Source organism: Rhodococcus sp. YH3-3 (assembly GCF_001653035.1).
In the GTDB taxonomy this organism is placed as follows: Bacteria; Actinomycetota; Actinomycetes; order Mycobacteriales; family Mycobacteriaceae; genus Rhodococcus_F; species Rhodococcus_F qingshengii.
Map to the genome: position 1 here is coordinate 2,054,771 of NZ_BCWH01000002.1, position 25,408 is coordinate 2,080,178.

General features: G+C 63.0%; 18 protein-coding genes, 2 rRNA genes and 1 pseudogene. 11 read left to right on the forward strand and 10 right to left on the reverse strand.

Translation table 11 applies throughout. The annotated features are described in order from the left end of the window. Positions 1-48: 48 nt before the first annotated feature. Positions 49-3,182: ribosomal RNA gene (locus YH3_RS22600) — 23S ribosomal RNA — on the forward strand. A gap of 153 nt (positions 3,183-3,335) precedes the next feature. Beyond that, positions 3,336-3,452 (forward strand): 5S ribosomal RNA (rrf, locus tag YH3_RS22605). Between the two features lie 297 nt (positions 3,453-3,749). Here rrf and YH3_RS22610 read toward each other — a convergent pair. Together YH3_RS22610 and YH3_RS22615 are read right to left on the reverse strand one after the other, a co-directional pair. Continuing rightward, positions 3,750-4,376: a dihydrofolate reductase family protein gene (locus YH3_RS22610; protein WP_064444083.1), complete on the reverse strand. Its 627-nt coding sequence runs from the start codon at positions 4,374-4,376 to the stop codon at positions 3,750-3,752. A 141-nt stretch (positions 4,377-4,517) separates the two neighbouring features. Beyond that, on the reverse strand, positions 4,518-6,110 hold the full coding sequence (locus tag YH3_RS22615) for an adenylate/guanylate cyclase domain-containing protein (RefSeq protein ID WP_064444084.1): 1,593 nt from the start codon (positions 6,108-6,110) through the stop codon (positions 4,518-4,520). Between the two features lie 42 nt (positions 6,111-6,152). Here YH3_RS22615 and nucS point away from each other — a divergent pair, with 42 nt between their 5' ends. Both nucS and YH3_RS36795 read left to right on the forward strand, forming a co-directional pair. Beyond that, positions 6,153-6,827: an endonuclease NucS gene (nucS, locus tag YH3_RS22620; protein ID WP_064444085.1), complete on the forward strand. Its 675-nt coding sequence runs from the start codon at positions 6,153-6,155 to the stop codon at positions 6,825-6,827. 19 nt (positions 6,828-6,846) lie between these two features. Then, the gene (locus YH3_RS36795) at positions 6,847-7,191 is read left to right on the forward strand and encodes an ATP/GTP-binding protein (RefSeq protein WP_082920631.1); all 345 of its coding nucleotides are present in this window, start codon (positions 6,847-6,849) and stop codon (positions 7,189-7,191) included. Between the two features lie 7 nt (positions 7,192-7,198). On the opposite strand, the gene YH3_RS22625 is transcribed toward YH3_RS36795, so the two are convergent. Both YH3_RS22625 and mce read right to left on the reverse strand, forming a co-directional pair. Beyond that, positions 7,199-8,257 carry a hypothetical protein gene (locus YH3_RS22625; protein WP_003945156.1) on the reverse strand — a complete coding sequence of 353 codons (1,059 nt, stop codon included), beginning with the start codon at positions 8,255-8,257 and terminating at the stop codon, positions 7,199-7,201. Positions 8,258-8,297: 40 nt separating this feature from the next. Continuing rightward, positions 8,298-8,771 carry a methylmalonyl-CoA epimerase gene (gene mce / locus YH3_RS22630; protein ID WP_064444261.1) on the reverse strand — a complete coding sequence of 158 codons (474 nt, stop codon included), beginning with the start codon at positions 8,769-8,771 and terminating at the stop codon, positions 8,298-8,300. Between the two features lie 107 nt (positions 8,772-8,878). On the opposite strand from mce, the pseudogene YH3_RS22635 reads away from it, so the two are divergent. The 3 genes and pseudogenes from YH3_RS22635 to YH3_RS22645 all read left to right on the forward strand — a co-directional run bounded on the left by YH3_RS22635 (position 8,879) and on the right by YH3_RS22645 (position 11,341). After that, positions 8,879-9,876, forward strand: a pseudogene (locus YH3_RS22635) (acetyl-CoA C-acyltransferase). 100 nt (positions 9,877-9,976) lie between these two features. Then, on the forward strand, positions 9,977-10,339 hold the full coding sequence (locus YH3_RS22640) for a DUF3817 domain-containing protein (RefSeq protein ID WP_007733255.1): 363 nt from the start codon (positions 9,977-9,979) through the stop codon (positions 10,337-10,339). A 105-nt stretch (positions 10,340-10,444) separates the two neighbouring features. Continuing rightward, a complete protein-coding gene (locus tag YH3_RS22645) occupies positions 10,445-11,341 on the forward strand; it encodes a tetratricopeptide repeat protein (RefSeq protein ID WP_030537899.1) in 897 nt (298 codons plus the stop codon). 18 nt (positions 11,342-11,359) lie between these two features. On the opposite strand, the gene YH3_RS22650 is transcribed toward YH3_RS22645, so the two are convergent. From YH3_RS22650 to YH3_RS22660, 3 genes are read right to left on the reverse strand one after another with little or no spacing between them, the layout of a single operon-like run. Next, a complete protein-coding gene (locus tag YH3_RS22650; protein ID WP_003945377.1) occupies positions 11,360-12,808 on the reverse strand; it encodes a neutral zinc metallopeptidase in 1,449 nt (482 codons plus the stop codon). Then, positions 12,808-15,009, reverse strand: coding sequence for a 1,4-alpha-glucan branching protein GlgB (gene glgB / locus YH3_RS22655; RefSeq protein ID WP_042925789.1), 2,202 nt, complete (start codon positions 15,007-15,009; stop codon positions 12,808-12,810). Before glgB ends, YH3_RS22650 begins: the two co-directional genes overlap by 1 nt. Beyond that, entirely contained in the window at positions 15,009-17,033 is a 2,025-nt protein-coding gene (locus YH3_RS22660; protein WP_003945303.1) for an alpha-1,4-glucan--maltose-1-phosphate maltosyltransferase, read from the reverse strand. Before YH3_RS22660 ends, glgB begins: the two co-directional genes overlap by 1 nt. Before the next feature lie 177 nt (positions 17,034-17,210). On the opposite strand from YH3_RS22660, the gene glgP reads away from it, so the two are divergent. Continuing rightward, a complete protein-coding gene (gene glgP, locus YH3_RS22665) occupies positions 17,211-19,811 on the forward strand; it encodes an alpha-glucan family phosphorylase (protein ID WP_030537902.1) in 2,601 nt (866 codons plus the stop codon). A gap of 68 nt (positions 19,812-19,879) precedes the next feature. Here glgP and YH3_RS22670 read toward each other — a convergent pair whose 3' ends face one another. Genes YH3_RS22670 through YH3_RS22680 form a run of 3 tightly spaced genes read right to left on the reverse strand, consistent with a single transcriptional unit; the run spans position 19,880 to position 23,922 of the window. Then, positions 19,880-21,928 (reverse strand): ATP-dependent DNA helicase, encoded by a 2,049-nt coding sequence (locus YH3_RS22670; RefSeq protein ID WP_050656794.1) that lies wholly within the window; start codon positions 21,926-21,928, stop codon positions 19,880-19,882. Positions 21,929-21,937: 9 nt separating this feature from the next. Further along, positions 21,938-22,585, reverse strand: a complete 648-nt coding sequence (locus YH3_RS22675) for a nicotinamidase (protein WP_042446164.1) — start codon at positions 22,583-22,585, stop codon at positions 21,938-21,940. Continuing rightward, a complete protein-coding gene (locus YH3_RS22680) occupies positions 22,582-23,922 on the reverse strand; it encodes a nicotinate phosphoribosyltransferase (RefSeq protein WP_030537905.1) in 1,341 nt (446 codons plus the stop codon). The genes YH3_RS22675 and YH3_RS22680 overlap by 4 nt, the downstream gene beginning before the upstream one ends. A gap of 121 nt (positions 23,923-24,043) precedes the next feature. Here YH3_RS22680 and clpS point away from each other — a divergent pair, with 121 nt between their 5' ends. The 3 genes from clpS to YH3_RS36800 form a co-directional block, all read left to right on the forward strand. Then, positions 24,044-24,355, forward strand: a complete 312-nt coding sequence (clpS, locus tag YH3_RS35635; RefSeq protein ID WP_037132099.1) for an ATP-dependent Clp protease adapter ClpS — start codon at positions 24,044-24,046, stop codon at positions 24,353-24,355. Between the two features lie 56 nt (positions 24,356-24,411). Further along, positions 24,412-25,002 (forward strand): DUF2017 domain-containing protein, encoded by a 591-nt coding sequence (locus YH3_RS22690; RefSeq protein ID WP_064444086.1) that lies wholly within the window; start codon positions 24,412-24,414, stop codon positions 25,000-25,002. Then, on the forward strand, positions 24,999-25,408 hold a 410-nt coding region (locus tag YH3_RS36800), incomplete at its 3' end, for a P1 family peptidase (RefSeq protein ID WP_238592696.1). The genes YH3_RS22690 and YH3_RS36800, both read left to right, overlap by 4 nt.

A 25,408-nucleotide genomic window follows, 5' to 3' on the forward strand; every position in this document is an offset into this window, starting at 1 on the left:
GGGGTTGTGTGTTGTTTGAGAACTGCACAGTGGACGCGAGCATCTTTGTTGTAAGTAATGAAGAGCGTACGGTGGATGCCTTGGCACCAGGAGCCGATGAAGGACGTAGGAGGCTGCGATAAGCCTCGGGGAGCTGTCAACCGAGCTGTGATCCGAGGATGTCCGAATGGGGAAACCCAGCACGAGTGATGTCGTGTTACCCGCGCCTGAATATATAGGGCGTGTGGAGGGAACGTGGGGAAGTGAAACATCTCAGTACCCACAGGAAGAGAAAACAACCGTGATTCCGTGAGTAGTGGCGAGCGAAAGCGGAAGAGGCTAAACCATGGGTGTGTGATAGCCGGCAGGTGTTGCATTCGTGGGGTTGTGGGGTTCATTTTGTCAATACTGCCGTGTTGGCCAACAGTAAGAAATCACAGGGTTAGTGGAAGTGGTCTGGAACGGCCTGTCGTAGAGGGTGAGAATCCCGTACACGAAAACTTTGTGACTGTTGTAATGGAAACCCAAGTAGCACCGGGCCCGTGAAATCTGGTGTGAATCTGTCGGGACCACCCGATAAGCCTGAATACTCCCTGGTGACCGATAGCGGACTAGTACCGTGAGGGAAAGGTGAAAAGTACCCCGGGAGGGGAGTGAAATAGTACCTGAAACCGTGCGCTTACAATCCGTCAGAGCCTTCGAGCAGTTTACTGCTGGGGGTGATGGCGTGCCTTTTGAAGAATGAGCCTGCGAGTTAGTGGCATGTCGCGAGGTTAACCCGTGTGGGGTAGCCGTAGCGAAAGCGAGTCCGAATAGGGCGAGTCAGTGGCATGCTCTAGACCCGAAGCGGAGTGATCTACCCATGGCCAGGTTGAAGCGACGGTAAGACGTCGTGGAGGACCGAACCCACTTAGGTTGAAAACTGAGGGGATGAGTTGTGGGTAGGGGTGAAAGGCCAATCAAACTCCGTGATAGCTGGTTCTCCCCGAAATGCATTTAGGTGCAGCGTCGCGTGTTTCTCACCGGAGGTAGAGCTACTGGATGGTCTAGGGGGCCCACAAGCTTACCGAAATCAGCCAAACTCCGAATGCCGGTGAGTGAGAGCGCGGCAGTGAGACTGCGGGCGATAAGGTTCGTAGTCGAGAGGGAAACAGCCCAGATCGCCAGCTAAGGTCCCTAAGCGTGTACTAAGTGGAAAAGGATGTGGGGTCGCGAAGACAACCAGGAGGTTGGCTTAGAAGCAGCCACCCTTGAAAGAGTGCGTAATAGCTCACTGGTCAAGTGATCCTGCGCCGACAATGTAGCGGGGCTCAAGTACACCACCGAAGCTGCGGCATTCACGCAATAGCCCCCAGTTGATCCAAGGATTTTCTGGCAGGTGTGTGGATGGGTAGGGGAGCGTCGTGTGGCCATGGAAGCGGCAGGGTGACCTAGCCGTGGAGGCCACACGAGTGAGAATGCAGGCATGAGTAGCGAAAGACGAGTGAGAAACTCGTCCGCCGAATGACCAAGGGTTCCTGGGCCAGGTTAATCCGCCCAGGGTGAGTCGGGACCTAAGACGAGGCCGACAGGCGTAGCCGATGGACAACGGGTTGATATTCCCGTACCCGTGTGAACGCGCCCATGGTGAATCAGTGATACTAACCATCCTGAAGCCACGAGAAGACCTTCGGGTCTCGAGTTGGTGGATGCATGGGACCTGATCTGGTAGTAGCCAAGCGATGGGGTGACGCAGGAAGGTAGCTGAGCCAGTCAGTGGTAATACTGGTGTAAGCGTGTAGGGCGTGACCTAGGCAAATCCGGGTCGCACATAGCCTGAGACGTGATGCGTAGCCGATTGAGGCGAATTCAGTGATCCTATGCTGCCGAGAAAAGCCTCTAGCGAGCTTTCACACGGCCCGTACCCCAAACCGACACAGGTGGTCAGGTAGAGAATACTAAGGCGATCGAGATAACTATGGTTAAGGAACTCGGCAAAATGCCCCCGTAACTTCGGGAGAAGGGGGGCCCTGTCTGGTGACGACATTTACTGTCTGAGCTGGGTGGGGCCGCAGAGACCAGTGAGAAGCGACTGTTTACTAAAAACACAGGTCCGTGCGAAGTCGTAAGACGATGTATACGGACTGACGCCTGCCCGGTGCTGGAAGGTTAAGAGGACCGGTTAGTTCCTTCGGGAGCGAAGCTGAGAATTTAAGCCCCAGTAAACGGCGGTGGTAACTATAACCATCCTAAGGTAGCGAAATTCCTTGTCGGGTAAGTTCCGACCTGCACGAATGGCGTAACGACTTCTCAGCTGTCTCAACCGTAGACTCGGCGAAATTGCATTACGAGTAAAGATGCTCGTTACGCGCGGCAGGACGAAAAGACCCCGGGACCTTCACTACAGCTTGGTATTGGTGTTCGGTTCGGTTTGTGTAGGATAGGTGGGAGACTGTGAAACGGTGACGCCAGTTATCGTGGAGTCGTTGTTGAAATACCACTCTGATCGAATTGGACCTCTAACCTCGGACCATGATCTGGTTCAGGGACAGTGCCTGGTGGGTAGTTTAACTGGGGCGGTTGCCTCCCAAAATGTAACGGAGGCGCCCAAAGGTTCCCTCAGCCTGGTTGGCAATCAGGTGTCGAGTGCAAGTGCACAAGGGAGCTTGACTGTGAGACTGACAGGTCGAGCAGGGACGAAAGTCGGGACTAGTGATCCGGCACCGGCAAGTGGAAGCGGTGTCGCTCAACGGATAAAAGGTACCCCGGGGATAACAGGCTGATCTTCCCCAAGAGTCCATATCGACGGGATGGTTTGGCACCTCGATGTCGGCTCGTCGCATCCTGGGGCTGGAGTAGGTCCCAAGGGTTGGGCTGTTCGCCCATTAAAGCGGCACGCGAGCTGGGTTTAGAACGTCGTGAGACAGTTCGGTCTCTATCCGCCGCGCGCGTTAGAAACTTGAGGAAGGCTGTCCCTAGTACGAGAGGACCGGGACGGACGAACCTCTGGTGTGCCAGTTGTTCCGCCAGGAGCACCGCTGGTTAGCTACGTTCGGAAGGGATAACCGCTGAAAGCATCTAAGCGGGAAGCCTGTTCCAAGATGAGGTTTCTCACCCCCTCGAGGGGGTAAGGCCCCCGGCAGACCACCGGGTTGATAGGCCAGAACTGGAAGTGCAGTAATGCATGCAGGTGACTGGTACTAATAGGCCGAGGACTTACCACAAAGAAGCTACGCGTCCACTGTGCGGTATCTGAAACAACACACAGATACTGATGAGAAACCCTGTTTTCTCCATCCCCCAACACCAGAAACTGGTGTTGACGGGTGGTGAAACCAGGTGATCAGAAGAAGGTTACTGTGACAGTTTCATAGAGTTACGGCGGTCATAGCGAAGGGGAAACGCCCGGTCCCATTCCGAACCCGGAAGCTAAGCCCTTCAGCGCCGATGGTACTGCACTCGACAGGGTGTGGGAGAGTAGGACACCGCCGAACACACATTAGAGAAGCCCCCCAACCAGTACTGGTTGGGGGGCTTTCTCGTACCCAAAATACCCCACCCCGCCAACACCCGAAAGCACCCCCGCCGGCACCCCCGACTTCGAGCGAACGGCACTGTCGTCGCCTCAGATCGACCGAACGCACCGTTCGCACCATCAAGGGGCGGGAGCACCCCCGCCGGCACCCCCGCATCGAGTGAACGACACTCTCACCCTCTTCAACGAGATGAACGGTACGTTCACACCATCAGGGGCGGGAACACGACTGAGGACGACAGGCGCTTTGCCCGGATCAGTCGATGCCGTCGGCGGTGGCAGTCGCATACTTCGGCCGGCCAGCCGGCAGATACCTCTGAATCGTCACGCCCTTTGATGTGGCTCGCGATTCGGCCAGCTGGAGTGCGATGTCCGGTCCGGTGTCGGGAAACAGTCGCGTGCCCTGGCCTACCACCACCGGAACGGTCAGCAGGATCATCTCGTCGACAAGATCGTTCGCGAAAAGCCAGCGGCACAGGGCGCCACTGCCGTGCACCTGAAGCTCACCGCCGGGTCTGGCTGTCAGTTCGCCGAGAGCGATGGCGGTGTCACCTGAAAGGGCTGTCGTGTTCTTCCATTCCGGATCGGTGAGCGTCGTCGACGCAAGGTACTTGGGCCGCGAATTCAGTGCGCTTGCAATGGGGTTGACGTCGGGATTCTCGAACGCGCCCCAATAGCCGGCGAAGATCTCGTACGTGTGTCGCCCGAACAGGAACGCGTCAGCTCGCTGGTAGACCTGGACGAGATAGTCCATGGCTTCGGTGTCCACCAATGGCGCGGACCAGCCGCCCCGCTCGAATCCGCCACGGCGATCTTCGTCCGGCCCACCGAGTCCTTGCATCACCCCGTCGAGAGTGACGATGGTAAAGGTCGTCAGTTTCATAGTCGTACCCATCTCCCAGGCGTCGTCGGATTTTTGCTGTGCCGATATAGACCGTCGAGAAGCGGGAAAGTCATCGAGCGAACGTGGCGTTGATCGCCTTGGATCGACCGAACGTGCCGTTCGCTCAGGGGGGAGGTGGGGTCAGGGCTGCACGGGCACGGAGTCTGACGGGCTGGTCTCGGACTCCAGAGCGTCGCACGGAATCGCGAGCTCGGTCTGTTCGAGGCGGCCGCGAAGGGTGATGTTCTCGGTGATCGACCACTGTGCAGCCTCGGCGCTGTCAGCGGCAGCCACAGCCCGACCGGATGCGGCGACGTTACCCGGAACCGTCTTGGCGACCTCGGACAGTCGCGCCGCTTCGTTGACGGGATCACCGATGACGGTGTACTCGAATCTCTCTCGCGCACCGACGTTCCCGGCTACGGCAACACCTGCGGCGACGCCGATTCCCGCGCTCACTTCCGGAACCTCGGCACGCAGGCGCTGCTGAATCTTGCGGGCAGCGGCGAGTGCGCTGCCGGCGTGATCGTCGAGTGTCGTCGGCGCTCCGAAGATCGCCAGCGCTGCGTCGCCCTCGAACTTGTTGACGAATCCGCCGTGTGCGTCGACCTCGTCGACGATGACGTCGAAGAAACGGTTGAGTAGAGCGACCACAGCCGTAGGGGAGTTGGTGGCCGCGATCGTGGTCGATCCGATGACGTCGACGAAGAGAACGGCAACGTCACGTTCTTCACCGCCGAGTTCCGGGTTTCGGCGAACCGCGTTTGCGGCAACCTCGTGTCCGACGTGGCGCCCGAAGAGGTCGCGTATTCGCTCTCGCTCGCGCAGACCCTCGGCCATGCGATTGAAGCCGGCCTGCAGTAGTCCCAGTTCCGTTCCGTCGTACACGACGACGGACGCGGTGAGGTCGCCACGGGTGACTTGTTCCATTCCTCGTCGCACGGACCGAATGGGGGCCGCGGCGGACCGAATGTTGATGTATGTCAGCCCGAGTCCGACGCACAGGGTGATTCCGCCAATGACGAGGATGGCGATCGCGAGGGCTTGCCACGCTGCAGGCCGGATGAAGCTGAAGACCGCCACGAGCATCAAGCCGGTGACGGGGACTCCGCTTCCGAGCAGCCAGACGAGGATTGTCCGGCCGGTCAGTCCGAGAACGGCAGCCTTGCGGGGTGCTCCGGATTCGAGTGCACGCGCAGCAATCGGGCGGAGTGCGAACTCGCTGAGCAGGTAGCAGAAAGCGCACGTGGTGATACCGCTGAAAGCTACGGTGAACAGAACTTTCGGAATGGTATCGGGGTCGACGATTCCGTACATGGTCGTGAAGGTGATGAGCGCGGCCGTCCACAGGACGGCTTGCACTCGGGTCAGTCGCCACGGCCCGCGCAGCGCCGCGCGTTGATTCTGCTCTGTCGGTGGGTGATCTTCGGTGGCCCATCGAAGATCCCGCATCAGCCGTTTGGTGCCCCACAGCAGTCCGATGAGAAAGACACACCCGATGAAGACGGGCACGGCAATGAAGTTGATCCATGCGAATTCGGGGTGGATGATCGCGGGTCCGGGAACCACGAATCCGATGAGCACGATCGCCAGTACCGCTCCGATCAGGTTTGTGACCAGGAGGGGGGCGGTGAGTAGTGCCTGGACGCGGATTCGGCGGCGCCTGGGGCTTTCGTCGGTGGATCCGAGCAGCCACGACCCCAGGGGCGCACTCGGGACACGGCTTCGCTGCATAGTGTGTCGAGAGTAGTCGTAAAGATCGCTTAGGGTGGTCCGGTGCGCCTAGTTATTGCTCGTTGCCGTGTCGACTATGTGGGACGCCTGACCTCCCACCTCCCTACCGCAAGACGACTGCTGTTGGTCAAGGCCGACGGCTCGGTCAGCATTCATGCCGACGATCGGGCGTACAAGCCGCTCAACTGGATGAGTCCGCCGTGCTGGTTGGTCGAGACCACCGGAGACGGCGACGACGTCCTGTGGGTCGTCACCAACAAGGCAGGCGAGGAACTCCGGATCACTCTCGAAGAGGTCGAGCACGATTCGTCGTATGAACTCGGTCTCGATCCGGGTTTGATCAAGGACGGTGTCGAGGCACACCTTCAAGAACTTTTGGCGGAGCATGTCGAGACGCTCGGCCCCGGATACACCTTGGTGCGACGCGAGTACATGACGGCCATCGGGCCGGTCGACCTTCTGGTCCGTGACGCGGACGGCGCCTCGGTGGCGGTGGAGATCAAGCGGCGCGGCGAGATCGACGGTGTCGAGCAGTTGACGCGCTACCTGGAGTTGCTCAACCGCGATCCGCTGCTCGCGCCGGTCACGGGAGTTTTTGCAGCGCAACAGATCAAGCCGCAGGCAAAGACTTTGGCCAACGACCGTGGGATCCGTTGCCTGGTCCTTGACTACGAGGCCTTGCGGGGCACCGAAAGCACCGAGTTCCGTCTCTTCTGACGCTGTTTAGACTCGAACCATGCCGCGCCGCAAACCTTCGCCGAAGCAAACCCGTCGAACGGATACTCGGCGTGCTCGGGATTCGAGCGCGGAATCGCAGTCACCCAGTGGTGTGTTGTTCGGCGGGGCGCTGGTCCGGGAGGAACCCGGGCCGGGCGGTGAAATGTACATGGTGAGGCCGATACCCGGCTCCAACGCGACGAAGTTCTATCGATGCCCCGGTTGTGATCACGACATCAGACCCGGCGTCGCTCACGTGGTGACGTGGCCTTCGGAACCGGGCGGCGCGAACGAGCGTCGACACTGGCATACCGGATGCTGGTCAGGCCGCGGTACGCGCAGCCTGACCAGACGGTGGTCCTGAGCGTCGATCAGTTCCTGGACTGGGCTCGCTGCTCGACGGCGCGGGTGTCGATCTCGGCGGTGTTCGTCTCGTCCGAGTCCTCGAGAACGTCGTCTTCGTCGATACTCGGTTCTGATTTGACCGGTTCTGCGTCGACCTTATCTGCGTCGGCCTTCTTGTCTTCGATCTCGAGATCTTCCTCGGCCTCGACGATGACCGGAGCGGGCGGTGCATCGAGGAGTTCGCTCTCCCGGTTGACCGATGCGAGCATAGCCGGAACCGAATCGAGTTGTCCGCGAATACCCAAGAGCTGAGCCAGGATTCGGCCACGGAGAACGCGCAGTTCTTCGGTGAGTTCCTTCGCGTGAGCGATCTTGCGCTCGGACTGATCAGTGGCGGCCTGCAGCCTGCGCTGAGCCTCGTGCGACGCATCGGCGAGTCGACGCTCGGCCTCTGCTTTGCTCGACGACTCCAACTCGTTGACGGCGGCGACGACCTTGGCGCGGCGCTCCGACATCGAGATGTCGAAGTCTTCGCGGATCTGAGTGCGCTTGGCCTCGGACTCGGCAGCCAGTCGATCCCGCTCGGCCTGCGCGGCTTCGACGATCCGGGCGGCTTCGGTACGGGCCTGCGCCATGGTCTGCTCGTGCATGGTTTCCATCGCGTTGCGACGGTCCTCGAGTTCGGCGATCAGCGACTCGTAGTGCCCACGTAGGCGAGCGCCGTCCTGTTCGGCGATGGAGGTCATCTCGGCTGCGTCGGCTTCGGCCTTCGCGCGCACCTCCGAGGCCTCGTCGGAGGCAAGGCGCAGCATGCGGCTGATGCGATCGCTCATGCCCTCCGCAGTGGTGGGCGGTACCGAGAGGCGGTCGACGTCCTTGCGGAGGTCGTCGATGTCGTCGCGTGCATCGTCGAGCTGCTTGGCGAGGTCACGGGCCTGCGCAGCGGCAGCATCACGATCAGCCGCGGTAACTCGCAGCTCCGCGTCGAATCGCTCGAAGTAGTTGCGTACCTCGTCGCGGTCGTATCCCTTCCGTGCGATCTGGAACGGAAGTTGGATCGAACCGCGGTCCTGCTCGTATGCCATGGCGACAATCTACCTGGCATACGAGCTGGAGTCGGGTCTGCTAGTGGCTCGCGTCGGGTTCGACCAGTTCCACCAGGACGCCGCCGGCGTCCTTCGGGTGGATGAAGTTGATGCGCGAGTTGGCCGTACCGCGTCGGGGAGCGTCGTACAGCAACCGAACCCCGCGGTCGCGAAGCTCGGCGGAGATGGCGTCGATGTCGGTGACCCGGTAGGCGAGCTGCTGGAGGCCGGGGCCGCTTCGGTCGATGAACTTGGCGATGGTCGAGTTCTCGTCCAGAGGCGCGAGCAGCTGAACGGCAGTGGATCCGGCGGGGGAGCCGACGACGGAGAGCATGGCCTCACGCACGCCCTGCGATTCGTTGATTTCCTCGTGGGTCGACACCATGCCCAGGTGCTGCGTGTACCACTCGATTGCCACGTCGAGATCGGGCACCGCGATTCCGACGTGATCGATCGCGACGACGAGGTGGGACGACAAAGGTGCGAGTGCAGAACTGGGGGAGGTCTGTGTCATACCTTTCACGGTAGCGCTACCGTTTGAGGAGTACACGTCGGGATGTGACTTGGCTCTTAGGCCGCACGGAACCGACGACTATCTCTCTTTTGCAGCCGGAGGAAATCGTGACCAGTTCTGTGATTGTTGCGGGAGCTCGTACCCCGATGGGTCGACTCCTCGGATCGTTGAAAGACCTCTCCGGGTCCGACCTCGGCGGCATCGCCATCAAAGGCGCCCTCGACAAGTCCTCAGTCGCACCCGAACAGGTCGACTACGTCATCATGGGACAGGTCCTCACCGCCGGCGCCGGCCAGATGCCCGCCCGCCAAGCCGCCGTCGCCGCCGGCATCCCCATGAACGTCCCCGCCCTGAGCATCAACAAAGTGTGCCTCTCCGGCATCGACGCCATCGCCCTCGCCGACCAACTCATCCGCGCCGGCGAATTCGACATCGTCGTCGCCGGCGGGCAGGAATCGATGTCCCGCGCACCCCACATGCTCGAAAAAAGCCGCGAAGGCTTCAAATACGGCGACGTCACCCTCCGCGACCACATGGCCTACGACGGCCTCCACGACATCTTCACCGACCAGGCCATGGGCCTGCTCACCGAACAAGTCAACCAACAAGAAACCGCCCACATCACCCGCGCCGAGCAGGACGCCTTCGCCGCCGCCTCACACCAGAACGCGGCCCGCGCCTGGAAAGACGGCCTCTTCGACAACGAAGTCGTCCCCGTCTCCATCCCCCAACGCAAGGGCGAGCCCATCGTCTTCGCCCAGGACGAAGGCATCCGCGCCGACACCACCACCGAATCCCTCGGCAAACTGCGTCCCGCGTTCAGCAAGGACGGCACCATCACCGCCGGCTCCGCCTCCCCGATCTCCGACGGCGCCGCCGCCGTCGTGGTGATGAGCAAAACCAAAGCCGAAGAACTCGGCCTGACCTGGATCGCGGAAATCGGCGCCCACGGCGTCGTCGCCGGACCCGACTCCACCCTCCAGTCCCAACCCGCCCGGGCCTCGCCCTCGAACTGCAACGCCGCGGCGGCGGCATCGGCGCAGCCGCACTCTGCGGCGGCGGCGGACAAGGCGACGCACTCATCGTCCGCGTCCCCAAGGCCTGAGTGTCTAAATACACCTGAACGAGCGCTCTCGCTCTGCGACGCCCCGTGGTTTTGCTCACACAACTACGGGGCGTCGTAGTTGTTCGGGCACAATGGCCTCATGGCGAACATCTTTGACGTATCCACTCCCGCGAAACGCTTCCGTCTGGTGGCGTGGTGGGAAGCTGTGACCTGGGCGGCCTTGCTGGTTGCCATGTTCTTCAAGTGGGTCCTCGGACACGAAGAAGCGATTCGCATCCCCGGAATGGTCCACGGAACCGCCGGCTTCCTGGTGTTCATCGTTGTTGCACTCCTGACCGCGTGGTCGCTCAAGTGGGACGTCAAGACCACGATCCTTGCGCTGATCTCGAGCGTTCCGCCCTTCGGCACCGTCATCTTCGAACGCTGGGCAGTGCGAAACGGCAAGCTCGGTGAGCTGTCCACGGAGTTCGATGCGTCCAAGGGCAACGCGGCGCTCGTCTGACTGCTGCATCCCTCTACGTAGCTTCTCGCAACTCGTGACAAACTGGGAGCCGTGACTCGACCAGGTTCCAGGCCCCCCGCGCGTTCGTCCGCAGTTGCTGCCGCCATGAGCGGCGCAGTCGACTTGTCCGCCTTCAAAGAGCGGGCCACGGCCCCACCACCGCCGCGTAACACCAGCGGCGACGGGGCCGTTTCTGCTGTCTCCGGGGCAGTGATCGAGGTGACCGAGGAGAACTTCGAAAGCGAAGTCCTGCTGAAGTCGAGCCAGGTGCCGGTGATCGTCAACATCGGTGGCCGCGCATACGAGCCCTCGGTCGTGTTCACCGAAGTTCTCGAATCATTTGCAGCGCGAGCCGGTGGCAAGTGGATTCTTGCCAACGTCGACGTCGACGTGAGCCCTCGTATCGCGCAGGCATTCGGCGTCCAGTCGGTTCCGACGGTTGTTGCTGTCGCGGCTGGTCAGCCGTTGGCCGATTTTCAGGGCGCTCAGCCAGAGGCGCAGCTCAGCCAGTGGTTCGACGCAGTCCTCCAAGCTGTCGAGGGCAAGTTGAGTGGGCCGGTCTCCGACGCGGACGAACCGGTGGAGGAGGTCGAGGATCCTCGCTTCGTGGCCGCTGAAACCGCGCTGGACGAGGGCGATCTCGACGCCGCCATCGCTGCGTACCAGGAAATTCTCGACGCCGAACCCAACAATGCGGAGGCCAAGAGCGCTGTCCGCCAGGTGAAGTTCATGGCTCGGGTTCAGGGTGTCGATCCCGAGTCGATTGCGGCCGCGGATGCTGATCCGTCCGATCTCGAACTGCAGTTCGCTGCGGCCGACCTGGAAATGTTCGCCCAGCAACCCGAGGCGTCGTTCGCCCGCTTGATCTCGGTGGTCTCGCGAACTGCCGGCGACGACAAGGCTGCCGCTCGGACGCGCCTGCTCGAACTGTTCGAACTGTTCGACCCGGCAGAACCGATCGTCATCGCGGCCCGTCGTAAGTTGGCTTCCGCTCTCTACTGACGTGTGGACCGGCAGTCGCTACTCCGTGTAGCGGCTGTCGCACACTTCCCGGCCACCGAGAACGCCGGTCCGGAACGCGTCGACCCGTGCGAACCCGCTCGGGACCGTCTCACCGTTGACGTCACTGGCAGCCAGGCCGTCGGTCAGCAGCCCCGATACGGCTTCGTCGAGGTCGCCGGGGGAGAGTGTGACCTGTGCTCCGGACGCCGCGGCGTTGGTGGGACTGAGTGCTGCGGTGATGACGCCGGACAGGCAGGCGGCGCGCAGGGCAGTCTGCGGAGTGTCGAGCGATTGGCCGTTCTCCTTCTGCATCGCGAGGGTGTACCTCGACGCGAGCAGGACATAGGCGTTGTAGTCACCGGTGATGTTGGTCTGGATCAACTCGCGTCGCCCGACGCGACCCGGCGTGCCGCGCTCGGCAAGGTCGTCGACGCTGATTCCGATGGTGTTCGTCGACGGGCAGTACGATACGGGTTCGGTCGCAACGGCATCGCTGCACCCGGTGTCTGCGCCGGTGAACACGACCTTCGGTGGCTGCGGTAGATCGAAGATCGCTTGGAAGGTCTTCACGAACTCGTCGAGAGTTGCCTCGGTGACGGGCAGTTCTCCGGAATCGTTGCCCTCGGCGAATTGCTGCGGGAGGTCTGCACGTCGTGACTCGATTTCGTCGGCGTCCATCTTCGCGCACGCACCGGCGCCGTCGGTGAAGCCGATCTGAGTGGCGGTGACGCGCTCGAACGCCGAACCATGGTGGCTCTCAGGATCATTAGGGTCTTCGTCGCGGATGGCGACCGCCGACGCCAACACCTTGTTGAGTCCGTCGGAGGTGTTCATCGTGAAGTGCGCGGCCTTGTCCTCGGCGACGTGCCGCAAGAAGGCGCCACCGAAACAGTCGGCTTGCTGTTCGCGCACCAGGGCTGCGTCTCGTTTACCGCCGACGATCCCGGCCTTGCGTTGAACGGCATGGCCGTACTCGTGCGCAAAGATGAACGCGACGGCCACTTCACCGAACTTCTCCCGCACCTCGGGCAGCAGCAATTCACGATCCCAACCGATGGTGTGATCGATGCTGCAGTACCCGGCGTTGATGAGTTCTTCGGTGGTCTCCTCACAGAAGTCCGGGCCGTTCGATTCGGTGGGGTCCCACGAGATCAGCTCGTCGACCGGTTCGAAGGGCTTGTCGAACAGAGCCGGGTACTCGGCGGCCCAGTAGGTTTCGATGTCTGTGATGGCGTTGGCTGCCAGCGCGTCGATGTCCCCGCCGTCGGTGCCGGTGATTGCTCGGTCGGCGTTGGGGGCTCCCGGACGCAACCCACTTGGTCCTGCCGTTGCGTCGAGTCCGGCGACGCGGAAGGGATCGTGATAAATCGAGACGGCGTGGCCACTCGTTCCCTGGGCACAACCGGCGAGCAGTGCTGCCACTGCCAACAGTGACGACGTGACAATGACTACTCGCCGGCCGACCATCAACGCTCCAGACTTATCCAAATCGCTCCAGCAGCTGGCAGCGCCACCTGTGCGGAGGCTGGCCGACCGTGCCACGAATGCGACGTTGCTGTGACCGCTCCGAGGTTCCCGACTCCGGAGCCGCCGTACACCTCGGCATCGGTGTTGAGAATTTCCACCCATCGGCCGGGCTCTGGTAGCCCGACGCGGTAGCTCGAGTGCTCACTGCCCGAGAAGTTGAACAGGCAGGCGACAATCGAACCGTCAGTACCGTAACGCAGAAAACTGAGGACGTTGTTCTCGGTGTCGTTGGCGTCGATCCAGGAGTATCCACCGGGCGAGGTGTCGAGGGTCCACATGGCCGGATGACGTCGGTACGCGGAGTTGAGATCGCCGACCAGTCGCTGGACGCCGCGATGGAGAGTGCCGGTGTACTGATCGTCGAGCTGCCACCAGTCGAGGCCGCGTTCTTCCGACCATTCCGCACTCTGACCGAATTCCTGTCCCATGAACAGCAGTTGCTTGCCTGGATGCGCCCACATGTATGCAAGCAGTGAGCGCAGGCCGGACGCCTTGGCGAAGTCGTTCCCGGGCATCCGGGTCCACAGAGTTCCTTTGCCGTGCACCACTTCGTCATGGCTGATCGGTAGCAGGTAGTTCTCACTCCACGCGTACATCAGTGAGAACGTGATCTCGTGATGGTGGTAGGTCCGGTGTACCGGGTCGTGACCGAGGAACCCGAGGGTGTCGTGCATCCACCCCATGTTCCACTTCATGTTGAATCCGAGGCCGCCGACATTGGTCGCCCGAGTGACTCCGGGCCACGCCGTCGACTCCTCGGCGACGGTGACGACTCCTCGATGGTTCTTGTGGACGGTGGCGTTCATCTCCTGCAGGAACGCAACGGCTTCGAGATTCTCGCGGCCGCCGTGAATGTTGGGAGTCCATCCACCTTCCGGGCGTGAGTAATCCAGGTACAGCATCGATGCGACAGCGTCGACGCGAAGTCCGTCGATGTGGAACTCCTCGAGCCAGAAGAGTGCATTGGCGACGAGGAAGTTCCGCACCTCGCGGCGACCGAAGTCGAATACGTATGTGCCCCAGTCCAACTGCTCGCCGCGACGCGGATCGGCGTGCTCGTACAGGGGAGTTCCGTCGAAACGAGCCAGGGCCCACTCGTCTTTGGGGAAGTGTGCAGGCACCCAATCGACGATGACACCTATCCCTGCGGCGTGCAGGTGGTCGACGAACCAGCGGAAGTCGTCCGGGGTGCCGAAGCGGGAGGTCGGTGCGTAGTACGAGGTGACCTGGTATCCCCACGATCCACCGAACGGATGCTCGGAGACGGGCAGCAGTTCGACGTGGGTGAATCCGGTTTCGGTGACGTAGACGGCGAGTTGCTCGGCCATCTGCCGGTAGTCGAGTCCCGGACGCCACGATCCGAGGTGCACCTCGTACACGCTCATCGGGGACTGCGAAGGATCGACACTGGCGCGGGTTTCGAGCCAGGCCGCGTCGTTCCACTCATGCGAACTGGTGGTCACTCGCGATGCAGTCGCCGGCGGGACCTCGGTACCGAATGCCATGGGATCGGCCTTGTCGCGAACGGAGCCGTCGTGGCCGTGGACCCGGAACTTGTACAGCGAACCGACTGCGATGTCGGGCAGGAAGAGTTCCCAGACCCCAGTGGATCCGAGGACTCGCATGGGGGCGAATTGCCCACTCCACCCGTCGAAGTCGCCGACGACGGTCACGCCGCGGGCGGCCGGAGCCCAGACGGCGAACGAGGTGCCGTCGACGGGGCCGTCCGGTGTCTCGTAAGAACGCGGATGTGCACCGAGGATGTCCCACAGTCGTTCGTGCCGACCTTCGCCGAACAGGTGTAGGTCGAGTTCACCGAGAGTAGGCAGGAACCGGTAAGGGTCGGCTGCGAGAACCGTGTGTCCACCCGGGTACGTCACGGAATAGCGATAGTCGATCAGGTCGGGGTAGGGGACCAGAGCCGCGAAGATTCCGTTCGAAACATGTTCGAGAGGAAAGTTTTTGCCGCCGATGACGGCACTGACGGACTCGGCGTTGGGACGCAACGCTCGCAGAACGGTGCCGTCGGCGTGGGGATGGGCGCCGAGGACACTGTGCGGATCGTGATGTTCACCGCGCGCCAACAGCTCCAGATCGTGATTGTCCGGTGCGATACCCGAAGGGAACTTCTCGGTTGACATCACTTGCCTCCACCTGCGCGGTGCGCATTGCGTGCTTGGTAGGCCAGAGAGATCCGGGCCGGATACGGAACGGGTGGGAGCGCGAGGATGTGCGCCACCGAACGCCAGGGCTCGAGGCGGACGAAATTGGCTTGGCCCCAATTGAACTGCTCACCGGTTACCTCGTCGAGCACGGTCATGTGGTCGTGCCATTCGCGTCCGAGCGCCGGCATGTCCAACCAGACGGTGCCCTCTTCTGCAGCGAACGGGTTGAGGTTGATCACCGTCAGGACGGCGTCACCGGTCGAGGCGTCGAACTTCGAGTAGGCGATCAACGCGTCGTTGTCGATGTGGTGAAAGTGCAGGTTCCGCAACTGCTGCAGGGCCGGGTGTGCACGCCGGATGCGATTGAGTGCGGTGATCCACGGCTCGAGAGATTCGCCTCGCGCTGCTGCTTCGGCGAAACGGCGCGGCCGAAGTTCGTACTTCTCGGAGTCGAGGTATTCCTCGCTGCCGGGGCGAACGGCTTGGTGTTCGTAGAGTTCGTAACCGGAGTAGACGCCCCACGTCGGCGCCAGGGTGGCGGCGAGAGCTGCTCGTAGAGCGAACATTCCGGGCCCACCGTGCTGGAGGGACTCGTGCAGGATGTCCGGCGTGTTCACGAAGAGGTTCGGTCGGGCTTCGTCGGCCTTCGCCGCCAGCTCGTTACCGAATTCGGTGAGTTCCCACTTCGCAACTCGCCAGGTGAAGTACGTGTACGACTGCGTGAACCCGCGCCGGGCAAGGCCGTACATGCGCGCCGGACGAGTGAATGCCTCGGCGAGGAACAGGACGTCGGGGTCGGTCTTCTTGACCTCCGAGATGAGCGTCTCCCAGAAGTTCGGCGGCTTGGTGTGCGGGTTGTCGACCCGGAAGATCTTGACGCCGGCACTGATCCAGTGTCGGACGACTCGCAAGATTTCCTTGTCCAGACCGCGAGGATCGGTGTCGAAGTTGATCGGGTAGATGTCCTGATACTTCTTGGGCGGGTTCTCGGCGTAGGCGATGGTGCCGTCGGGAAGGACGTTGAACCACTCCGGATGCTTCTTGGCCCATGGATGATCCGGGGCGCACTGCAGCGCGAGATCCAGTGCCACTTCGAGATCGAGCCTGCGGGCCGCAGCGACGAAGGCCTTGAAGTCCTTGAGCGTGCCGAGTTGCGGGTGAACAGCGTCGTGCCCGCCGTCGACCGAGCCGATGGCCCACGGCGAGCCGACGTCACCGGGTTCGGGAGTGAGAGTGTTGTTGCGTCCCTTGCGGTTGATCTCGCCGATGGGATGGATCGGCGGAAGGTAGACGACGTCGAAACCCATTGCGGCGATGCGGGGTAGGTCTTCGGCCGAGGTTCGGAAAGTACCGTGTTGCGGCACCCCGTTCTCGTCCCAACCGCCCGTCGAGCGGGGGAAGAACTCGTACCACGATCCGAACAGTGCACGGTTGCGATCGACGACGACGGGGTGGGACTCGCCCTTGGTGACCAGTTCACGGAGCGGAGTGGCGCGGAGCAGTTCGGCGACGTCGGAGGCGAAGGCCGGCGCGACGCGAGCCGTCAGCGCCTGATCGCTGCGCAGCGACGCCGTGACGGCCTCGAGCCTGGACCTGTTGCCCCGCGGTACCTCGTGCGCGGCCTGTTCGAACAGGCGCGCACCGATTTCCAGGTCGTTGGCCAACTCGGCCGCCCCTTGCCCGACGGCGAGCTTTGCTTCCACGGCGTGCTTCCAGGTGGCGATGGGATCGCTCCACGCCTCGATCCGGAACGACCACATGCCTTCGGCGGACGGCGTGAACACCGCGTCGACGGTGTCCGGTTCGGTCCCGGGATCCATCGGAATGCGCAGCGGCTTGGTACCGCGCGGACCACGCACGACAAGAGTGGCGGAAATGGCGTCGTGGCCTTCTCGCCACACGGTTGCGTGCACTGGGAATACTTCACCGACCACGGCCTTTGCCGGATAGTTACCCGAGATCTCGGGTACCACGTCGTCGATACCGAGGCGTCCTGACACGGGAAGCTCCATTTCTGGTGATGGATCGCGGTAAAACTTTCTTTCGCCGGGTTCAACCGTAGTGGGTGCGGCGCTGGAGTGCTGATAACGACGAATTCGGGTCTGTCGGTGGTCAGGTCGGCTCGGGCGTTCGGTTCCACCGGACAGAGTGCAAGGAACTCGACTAGGGTTCGCGGGGTGAAAGCCTTGCGTCGGTTCACTGTCCGAGCCCACCTTCCGGAGCGCCTCGCCGCGCTCGGCCCCCTGTCCACCAACCTTCGGTGGTCGTGGCATCCCGAGACACAGGATCTGTTCTCGCGACTCGACCCCGAACTCTGGCAAGCAGTCCAGTTCGATCCGGTCCGCATGCTCGGGGAAGTCGACCCCACCCGTCTCGACGAACTCAGCAGTGACGAGGCATTTCTCGGTGACCTCGACACTGCAGCAGCCGATCTCGATGCTTATCTGAGCACCCCGCGCTGGTACCAATCCCAGCAGGCCAAGGGCACATCGTTAGCCGGCGGAATTGCGTACTTCTCCATGGAGTTCGGAGTCAGCGAAGTTCTGCCCAACTACTCCGGTGGATTGGGCATCCTGGCGGGCGATCACCTCAAGGCCGCGTCCGACCTCGGGCTGCCGCTCATCGGCGTCGGACTGCTCTACCGATCCGGCTACTTTCGCCAGTCGCTGACCGCCGACGGTTGGCAGGCCGAGCACTACCCGCCGCACGACCCTCAAGGGTTGCCTCTTCGTTTGCTGACGGACGCAGGCCCGGCTTCCGAAGACGGATCGCCGGTCGTCATTCACGTCGCAATGCCCGGTGGCCGGGTGCTGCGTGCGCGAGTGTGGATCGCTCAGGTCGGACGAGTGCCGTTGCTGCTGCTCGATTCCGACATCGCCGAGAACGACGCGGATCTGCGCGGCGTCACGGACCGTCTCTACGGCGGGGACCAGGATCACCGCATCAAGCAGGAGATCCTCGCGGGTATCGGCGGCGTCCGCGCGGTGCGCGCCTACACCGCGGCGTACGGATTGCCCGATCCCGAGGTGTTCCACATGAACGAGGGGCATGCCGGATTCCTCGGCATCGAACGGATTCGGGAACTTGTCACCACCAGCGGTCTGGACTTCGATTCGGCTCTGGCCGCGGTCCGTGCCGGAACGGTCTTCACGACGCACACTCCGGTTCCCGCCGGAATCGACCGCTTCCCGGCGGATCTGGTCCGTCACTACTTCGGCGGAGCGAACGGCGAGAACGAATCGAGTTTGCTTCCCGGCCTGACCGTCGACCGCATCGTCGGGATGGGGCGTGAAGCCGATCCGTCGATCTTCAACATGGCGCACATGGGTCTTCGCCTGGGCCAGCGAGCCAACGGCGTCTCGAAGTTGCACGGCATCGTCAGCCGCGACATGTTCAACGGTCTCTGGCCGGGCTTCGACGCCGACGAGGTGCCGATCGGTTCGGTCACCAACGGTGTTCACGCGCCGACGTGGGCGGCGCCGGAGTGGATGGACGTGGCCAGGCGGATCGTCGGTCAGGAGCAACTCGAAGAAGCACGCGGGTGGGAGCGCCTGCACGAGTTGTCGGCAACCGAACTGTGGGAAACACGTAATGCGTTGCGCGGCAAGTTGGTCGACGAAGTTCGTCGTCGCGTCCGAGCGTCCTGGCTCGAACGCGGCGCGACCGAGGCCGAACTCGGCTGGACCACTGGAGTATTCGATCCCAACGTCTTGACAGTCGGGTTCGCGAGGCGCGTTCCGACGTACAAGCGGTTGACGCTGATGCTGCGTGATCCCGAGCGTCTGCGTGCGATGTTGCTCGACGAGAAACGTCCGGTGCAGTTGGTTGTGGCCGGCAAGTCGCACCCCGCCGACGACGGCGGTAAGGCACTCATCCAGCAGGTCGTGCGGTTCGCCGACGAAGCGGATGTGCGTCACCGCATCGTCTTCCTGCCTGATTACGACATGTCGATGGCCCGCTACTTGTACTGGGGCTGCGACGTGTGGCTCAACAATCCGCTTCGCCCACTCGAGGCGTGCGGTACTTCCGGCATGAAATCCGCGCTCAACGGCGGCCTCAACCTCTCCATTCGCGACGGATGGTGGGACGAGATGTACGACGGCGAGAACGGGTGGGCCATTCCGACGGCCGACGGTGTTCTCGACGACGTGCGGCGTGACGATCTGGAAGCCAGCGCCCTCTACGAACTTCTCGAGCACGCGGTACTGCCGACGTTCTACGACCGTGATGCAGCCGATCTGCCGACGCGCTGGGTCGAGAGGGTTCGCCACACCCTCGAGAATCTGGGCCCGAAGGTGTTGGCATCACGCATGGTTCGTGACTACGCCGTCGACTACTACGCCCCTTCGGCGGAATCAGCTCGAGCGGTAGTGGCGGATGATTTTGCCGGCGCGCGTGAGGTGGCCGAGTTCCGTCGCCGTATCGAGTCGCAGTGGCCGTCGGTCGCCGTCGAGCAGGTGGACGGTTCCGGCCTGCCGGACACTCCGGAGATCGGTGCGACCATCTCTTTGAAAGCCAAGGTCCGCCTCGGCGGCTTGTCGGTCTCGGATGTGGAGGTTCAGGCAGTCCTGGGACGCGTCAGCCCAGGCGAGGAACTCACCGACGTGGTGACGTTCCCGATGACACATTTCGGAACGGAGGACGGAGCCGAGATCTTCGAAGCCGAGGTTGCGCTTCCGGTCTCCGGCTCCGTGGGTTACACCGTGCGGGTGTTGCCGCATCACCGGTTGTTGGTCGATGCGTCCGAACTCGGGTTGGTGACCACTCCGAGCGTCTGACGTAATACATTCTGCCCCGGTCCGTTCGGTCGGCACCGGGGCAGAATTGTGCCCGCGTGAGAACCGGCTCAGGGACGTGAGTCGCGGATGCGGGTGAGCGCCTTGCGGACGACTTCGGGGTTGGTCGTCTCCCAGAACGGAGGCAGCGATGCGCGAAGGTAACCCGCGTATCTCGCTGTGGCCAGACGCGGATCGAGCACGGCCACCACGCCCTTGTCGTCGGTGCTACGAAGCAGACGGCCGACGCCCTGTGCCAGGAGCAGCGCCGCGTGATTGGCCGAGACGCTGAGAAAGCCGTTACCGCCATGGGATTCGATAGCCTGCTGGCGAGCCATCAACAGCGGGTCGTCCGGGCGCGGGAACGGAATCCGGTCCAAGATGACGAGGCTCAGTGACGGACCCGGAACATCGACGCCCTGCCACAGGGACAACGTGCCGAACAGTGACGTGGGTTCGTCCTTGGCGAAGGCCTTGACGAGGGTGCCGGTGGCGTCGTCGCCCTGGCACAGGATGGGGGTATCGAGGCGTTCACGCATCGCCTCCGAGGCGGCTTTGGCGGCGCGCATCGACGAGAACAGGCCGAGGGCGCGTCCGCCCGCAGCCTCGACGAGTTCGGCGATCTCGTCGAGATAGACCGGGGAGAGGCCGTCGCGGCCGGGCGTAGGGAGGTGGCGGGCAATGTAGATGATGCCGGCCTTTGCATGGTCGAAGGGCGACCCGACGTCGAGTGAGTTCCAGCGGAAAGCCGAAGCGTCAGAAGGTGCTTCGGTGCCGATGGCGGTACCCGAGTCGGGGCGCGCGGACGATTCCGCAGGAAGACCCCAGTTGACGGCGAGACCGTCGAACGATCCGCCGACGGTCAGTGTCGCGGAAGTGAGAACGACGGTGGATTCGGCGAACAGTCGCGAGCGCAGCAATCCGCCGACGGAGAGCGGAGCCATCCGGACGGAGCGCCGCACCGATCCGCGGAACTCGTCCGAGGACAGCCAGACGACGTCCTTGCGCTTTGCCGGGTCGGGTTCGTCGAAAGCGGTGAGAATACGAACGGCGCTGTCATGGACGTCGTCGACGGACGAGAGTGCGGCGTTGCGGGCCGCAGCGGCTTCGGGATCTGCAGCAGCCATACCCGGTTTGGCCGGACCGATAGCGGTGCGCAGCGACCAGGCCGCGTCGCGGATCGCAGCCAGTGCGGGTGCCGCCCCGTCCGGGAGGCCTTCCCAGCGACCTGGGCGCAATTCCTCGAGGAGTCCAGCCCACCCCTCGCCGGCAGCTTCGAGGCGATCGGCATCCTGCTCTTCGGCGATCTTGCCGCAACGCCGGGCCGCGGCACTGATCGAGGCGGCAGTGAGATCGGCCGTGGCGACGCCGGTGACGCGGTCGACCAATTCGTGGGCCTCGTCGATCACCACGACGTCGTGGTCAGGCAGGATCTGGATGCCGGTGATGGCGTCGATCGCGAGCAGTGCGTGGTTGGTGACCACTACGTCGGCCTTCGACGCCTCGACTCGGGCGCGCTCGGCGAAGCAGTCCTCACCGACCGGGCACTGGTTCTTACCGATGCATTCGCGGGAGGTGACACTGACCTGCCGCCACGCCTGATCGGATACGCCCGGCACCAATTCGTCCCGATCACCGGTTTCGGTGTCGGAGGACCATTCGGTGAGGCGGACGACCTCCCGGCCGAGACGCGAGACCGTGAACGGATCGAACAACTCGTCCTCGGGTGGCTGCTCGGACGCGCCGGTATGGATCTTGTTCATGCACAGGTAGTTGTTGCGGCCCTTGAGGATTGCGAACTCTGCGCGTCGGCCGAGTGGCTTCTTCAGGGCATCGGCGAGTCGAGGCAGATCTCGGTCGACGAGCTGACGCTGCAGCGCGATGGTGGCGGTGGACACGACCACGGTGCGTCCCGATTCGACCGCGTGGCGCAGGCTCGGAACGAGGTAGGCGAGCGACTTACCGGTACCGGTGCCGGCCTGGACGGCCAGATGCTCGCCGGTGTCGATCGAGTGCGCCACGGCGGACGCCATCGTCAGCTGACTGGTTCGTTCGGCACCGCCGAGCGACCGCACCGCTGTCTGGAGCAGTTCGGGAACGTTCGGGAGTTGATCGGCCACCCACGAAGGTTAATGGATCCCTACGTCAGAAACGTCCACGGATGATTCCCGGGGTGGTTCCCCGGCATTCGAGTCTTCTTGCGACGAGGCCTCGTCTCGCCCGATCAGCTGCACTCCCGCCTCCCGCATCTGCACCAATGCCGACTCGATCGTGGCGGTCGACACACCAGCGGTGAAGGGGAGAAGGACTGTCGTGGCGAACCCCGCGCGCGCGGCATCGACGGCCGTGGCCTTGACACAGTGATCCGTGGCAATTCCGATCACGTCGACGTCGGTGATCTCGTGGGCGCGGAGCCAGTCCTCGAGCGTCGTGCCGTCCTCGGCTGCTCCTTCGAAACCGGAGTAGGCCGCGCTGTAGGCGCCCTTGGAGAAGATCGCCGACCCGGCGACGGAAGCGTCGAACGCCGGATGGAACTCGGCGCCGGCTGTCCCGACGACGCAGTGAACCGGCCAGCTGTCGATGAAGTCGGGATTCTCGGAGAAGTGCGCCCCAGGGTCGATGTGGAAATCGCGAGTCGCGACTACGGCGTCGTACTCGTGGGAGTTGACGAAATCGTTGACGGCTCCCGCAACCGCAGCACCGCCGTCGACTGCAAGAGCTCCACCTTCACAGAAATCGTTCTGAACGTCGACAATTATCAGTGCTTTTGCACTCACTGGTGCTCACCTCCGGTGAATCGAACGGGCACAGCCGAGTCTCCGCGCGAGAGCTTGAGGCCTTCCCACGGCAGGCTCACGAGCCCTGCCTTCAGAACCGCTCTGCTCTCTTCGAGCGTCGGCGCGCTGTCGACGACCTTGCCTTCGCGAACCAGCGGGATCAGCAGTTCGGTCGCTCCGTCCGCCTCGGAGACAGGTGACGGTGATCCGGCGGGGTAGATGACTTCTTCGACGATCGTGCCGGTCGGACGCACTACGCGCAGTGCCTTCTTTGCGCCGCCGCGAGATGCCTTGTTGGTGCTTCTCTTCTCGACCGCGATTCCGTCGACCTCGACAAGTTTGTAGACCATGCCGGCGGTGGGGGCGCCTGATCCGGTGACCAGGGAAGTGCCGACGCCGTACGAGTCGACGGGTTCGGCGCGCAGAGCCGCGATCGCGTACTCGTCCAGGTCGCCGGAGACGACGATGCGTGTTTTGGTAGCACCGAGATCGTCGAGTTGTTGGCGTACCTGACGAGCAAGAACGCCGAGATCGCCGGAGTCGATGCGAACCCCGCCCAGCTCGGGACCGGCAACGGCGACAGCCGTTTTCACACCCTCGGTGATGTCATAGGTATCGACGAGCAACGTGGTGGATACGCCGAGTGCCGCGACCTGACCGCGGAATGCCGCTGCCTCGTCCGGACCGTCTTCGGTGGTGTGCAGGAGAGTGAAGGCGTGCGCGCTGGTACCTGCACTGGGTACGTCGTGACGCCGCGCGGCTTCGAGGTTGGAGGTGGCGTCGAAGCCGGCGAGATACGCGGCACGTGAAGCGGCGACGGCGGCCTGTTCGTGTGTACGACGCGAGCCCATCTCGATCATCCGTCGACCGCCCGCTGCGCTCACCATGCGGGCTGCGGCCGAAGCGATCGCGCTGTCGTGGTTGAGGATCGAGAGAATCAAGGTTTCGAGGATGACGCACTCGGCGAAAGTTCCGCGGACCGAAAGGATCGGTGATCCGGGGAAGTAGAAATCGCCCTCGCGGTAGCCGTCGATGTCACCGGAGAATCGATAGTTGCGCAGCCACTCGACGGTCGTGTCGTCGAGAAATTTTGCAACGATCGCCAGTTCCGGTTCACCGAACCGGAACTGCTCGAGTGCGTCGAGAAGGCGCTCGGTACCGGCGACGACGCCGTAGCGACGACCGTCTGGCAGCCGCCGTGCAAATACCTCGAAACTGCAGTTGCGGAAGGCAGATCCGTCGGCGAGAGCCGCCGAGAGCATGGTCAGTTCGTACTGATCGGTGAGCAGTGCGGTGCTGGCACCGGCGTCGCGGATGTCGGAAATTTGCGTAGGCACGCACACAACTCTATGCGCGAGACGACGTGGGTGGGTGTTGTCGCCTCTCGTCGCGCCGTACCCTGGATACATGGTTTTCGGCGGCGCGACCGTGTCCGGCACTTACTCGGCGAACGTAACGATGAGAGGCGCTACGGCTTCCTCTCCTCAAGCCACGCCCGAGCAGTCGGAGGCTGTTTCGACCATCGAAGCCGCAGATCGGCCCTGGGTGACCATCGTCTGGGACGACCCGGTCAATCTCATGCATTACGTGACTTACGTGTTCCAGAAGTTGTTCGGCTACAGCAAAGCCAAGGCCACCGACTTGATGATGCAGGTCCATTCGGAGGGCAAGGCCGTGGTCTCGAGCGGTTCGCGCGACAAGATGGAGGCCGATGTTCGTCGCCTCCACGCTGCCGGTCTCTGGGCCACGATGCAACGCGACGACACCTGAGAAAAGCACTTTTTCGACCGATTTGTTCGCCTAACTCGTAGACGGGAGTCCGACGCGTGCGGACGTGGAGTAGGAAGAGTTCACTCGGCGGAGTGAAGTTCAAGTCCGAGATGGACGGCCACGAGGCGGCGGTTCTGCGCTCGCTCGTGGAGTCGGTGACCGGGCTTCTCGACGAGCGCTCGTCTTCGGCGCCGCAAGACGAGCTCGCCGCGCTGACGGGTCTTCGTACCGGAAATTCGGAGACGCCCGACAATCCGGTCTTGGCGCGTTTGCTTCCCGACTTCCAGCGCACCGATCCGGACAAGGTCGCTCCGGACAGTGACGATCTCGACGACGCCGGCGCCAATGTCAACGGCGCGCTGCGCAGTTTGCACGAACCCGAGATCATCGACGCCAAGCGTGAGTCCGCTCGCACGTTGTTGGCTTCGCTTCCGGAGGCCGGCGGCAAGGTCGTTCTCACGCAGGAACAGGCCGACGCCTGGCTGTCCTCGCTCAACGACGTCCGTCTCGCGCTCGGAACCAATCTCGGCATCGACGCCGACACACCGGAGAGCCTCGAACCCGACGACCCGCGAGCCCCACATCTCGACGTCTATCACTGGTTGACGTGGATGCAGGACTCCCTCGTCCAGGCGCTCATGCCATGACCACAACGCGGACCGGGCCCACTGATTCACTGACAGATGTCGCCGGCCTCGCCGTCGGTCATCACCACAAGCTCGACGAGGGAGCCACTCTCGGAAGCGGCGCAGCCACCGGCTGCACGGTCGTGCTCGCGTCGGCCGGTGTGGTCGCCGGAGTCGACGTCCGGGGCGGCGGTCCGGGTACCCGCGAGACCGATCTGCTCGACCCGAGCCATTCGGTCCAGCAGGTCAATGCCGTGCTGTTGACCGGCGGTAGTGCCTACGGACTTGCCGCGGCCGACGGAGTGATGCGCTGGCTCGAGGAACACGATCACGGGATCGCGATGGGCGCTCCCGGCCAGGTGGTACCGATCGTGCCCGGCGCCGTGATCTTCGATCTGCCGGTGGGGGACTGGACCGTTCGTCCGAC

Bases quoted from the DNA above. Each gene is read 5' to 3' on its own strand.
- YH3_RS36795 (WP_082920631.1), top strand. From the start codon at position 6,847: ATGCCGCGCCGCAAACCTTCGCCGAAGCAAACCCGTCGAACGGATACT.
- YH3_RS22615 (WP_064444084.1), bottom strand. From the start codon at position 6,110: ATGCAGCGAAGCCGTGTCCCGAGTGCGCCCCTGGGGTCGTGGCTGCTC.
- YH3_RS22625 (WP_003945156.1), bottom strand. From the start codon at position 8,257: ATGGCATACGAGCAGGACCGCGGTTCGATCCAACTTCCGTTCCAGATC.
- mce (WP_064444261.1), bottom strand. From the start codon at position 8,771: ATGACACAGACCTCCCCCAGTTCTGCACTCGCACCTTTGTCGTCCCAC.
- YH3_RS22640 (WP_007733255.1), top strand. From the start codon at position 9,977: ATGGCGAACATCTTTGACGTATCCACTCCCGCGAAACGCTTCCGTCTG.
- glgB (WP_042925789.1), bottom strand. From the start codon at position 15,009: ATGTCAACCGAGAAGTTCCCTTCGGGTATCGCACCGGACAATCACGAT.
- YH3_RS22645 (WP_030537899.1), top strand. From the start codon at position 10,445: ATGAGCGGCGCAGTCGACTTGTCCGCCTTCAAAGAGCGGGCCACGGCC.
- YH3_RS22650 (WP_003945377.1), bottom strand. From the start codon at position 12,808: ATGGTCGGCCGGCGAGTAGTCATTGTCACGTCGTCACTGTTGGCAGTG.
- clpS (WP_037132099.1), top strand. From the start codon at position 24,044: ATGAGAGGCGCTACGGCTTCCTCTCCTCAAGCCACGCCCGAGCAGTCG.
- YH3_RS22610 (WP_064444083.1), bottom strand. From the start codon at position 4,376: ATGAAACTGACGACCTTTACCATCGTCACTCTCGACGGGGTGATGCAA.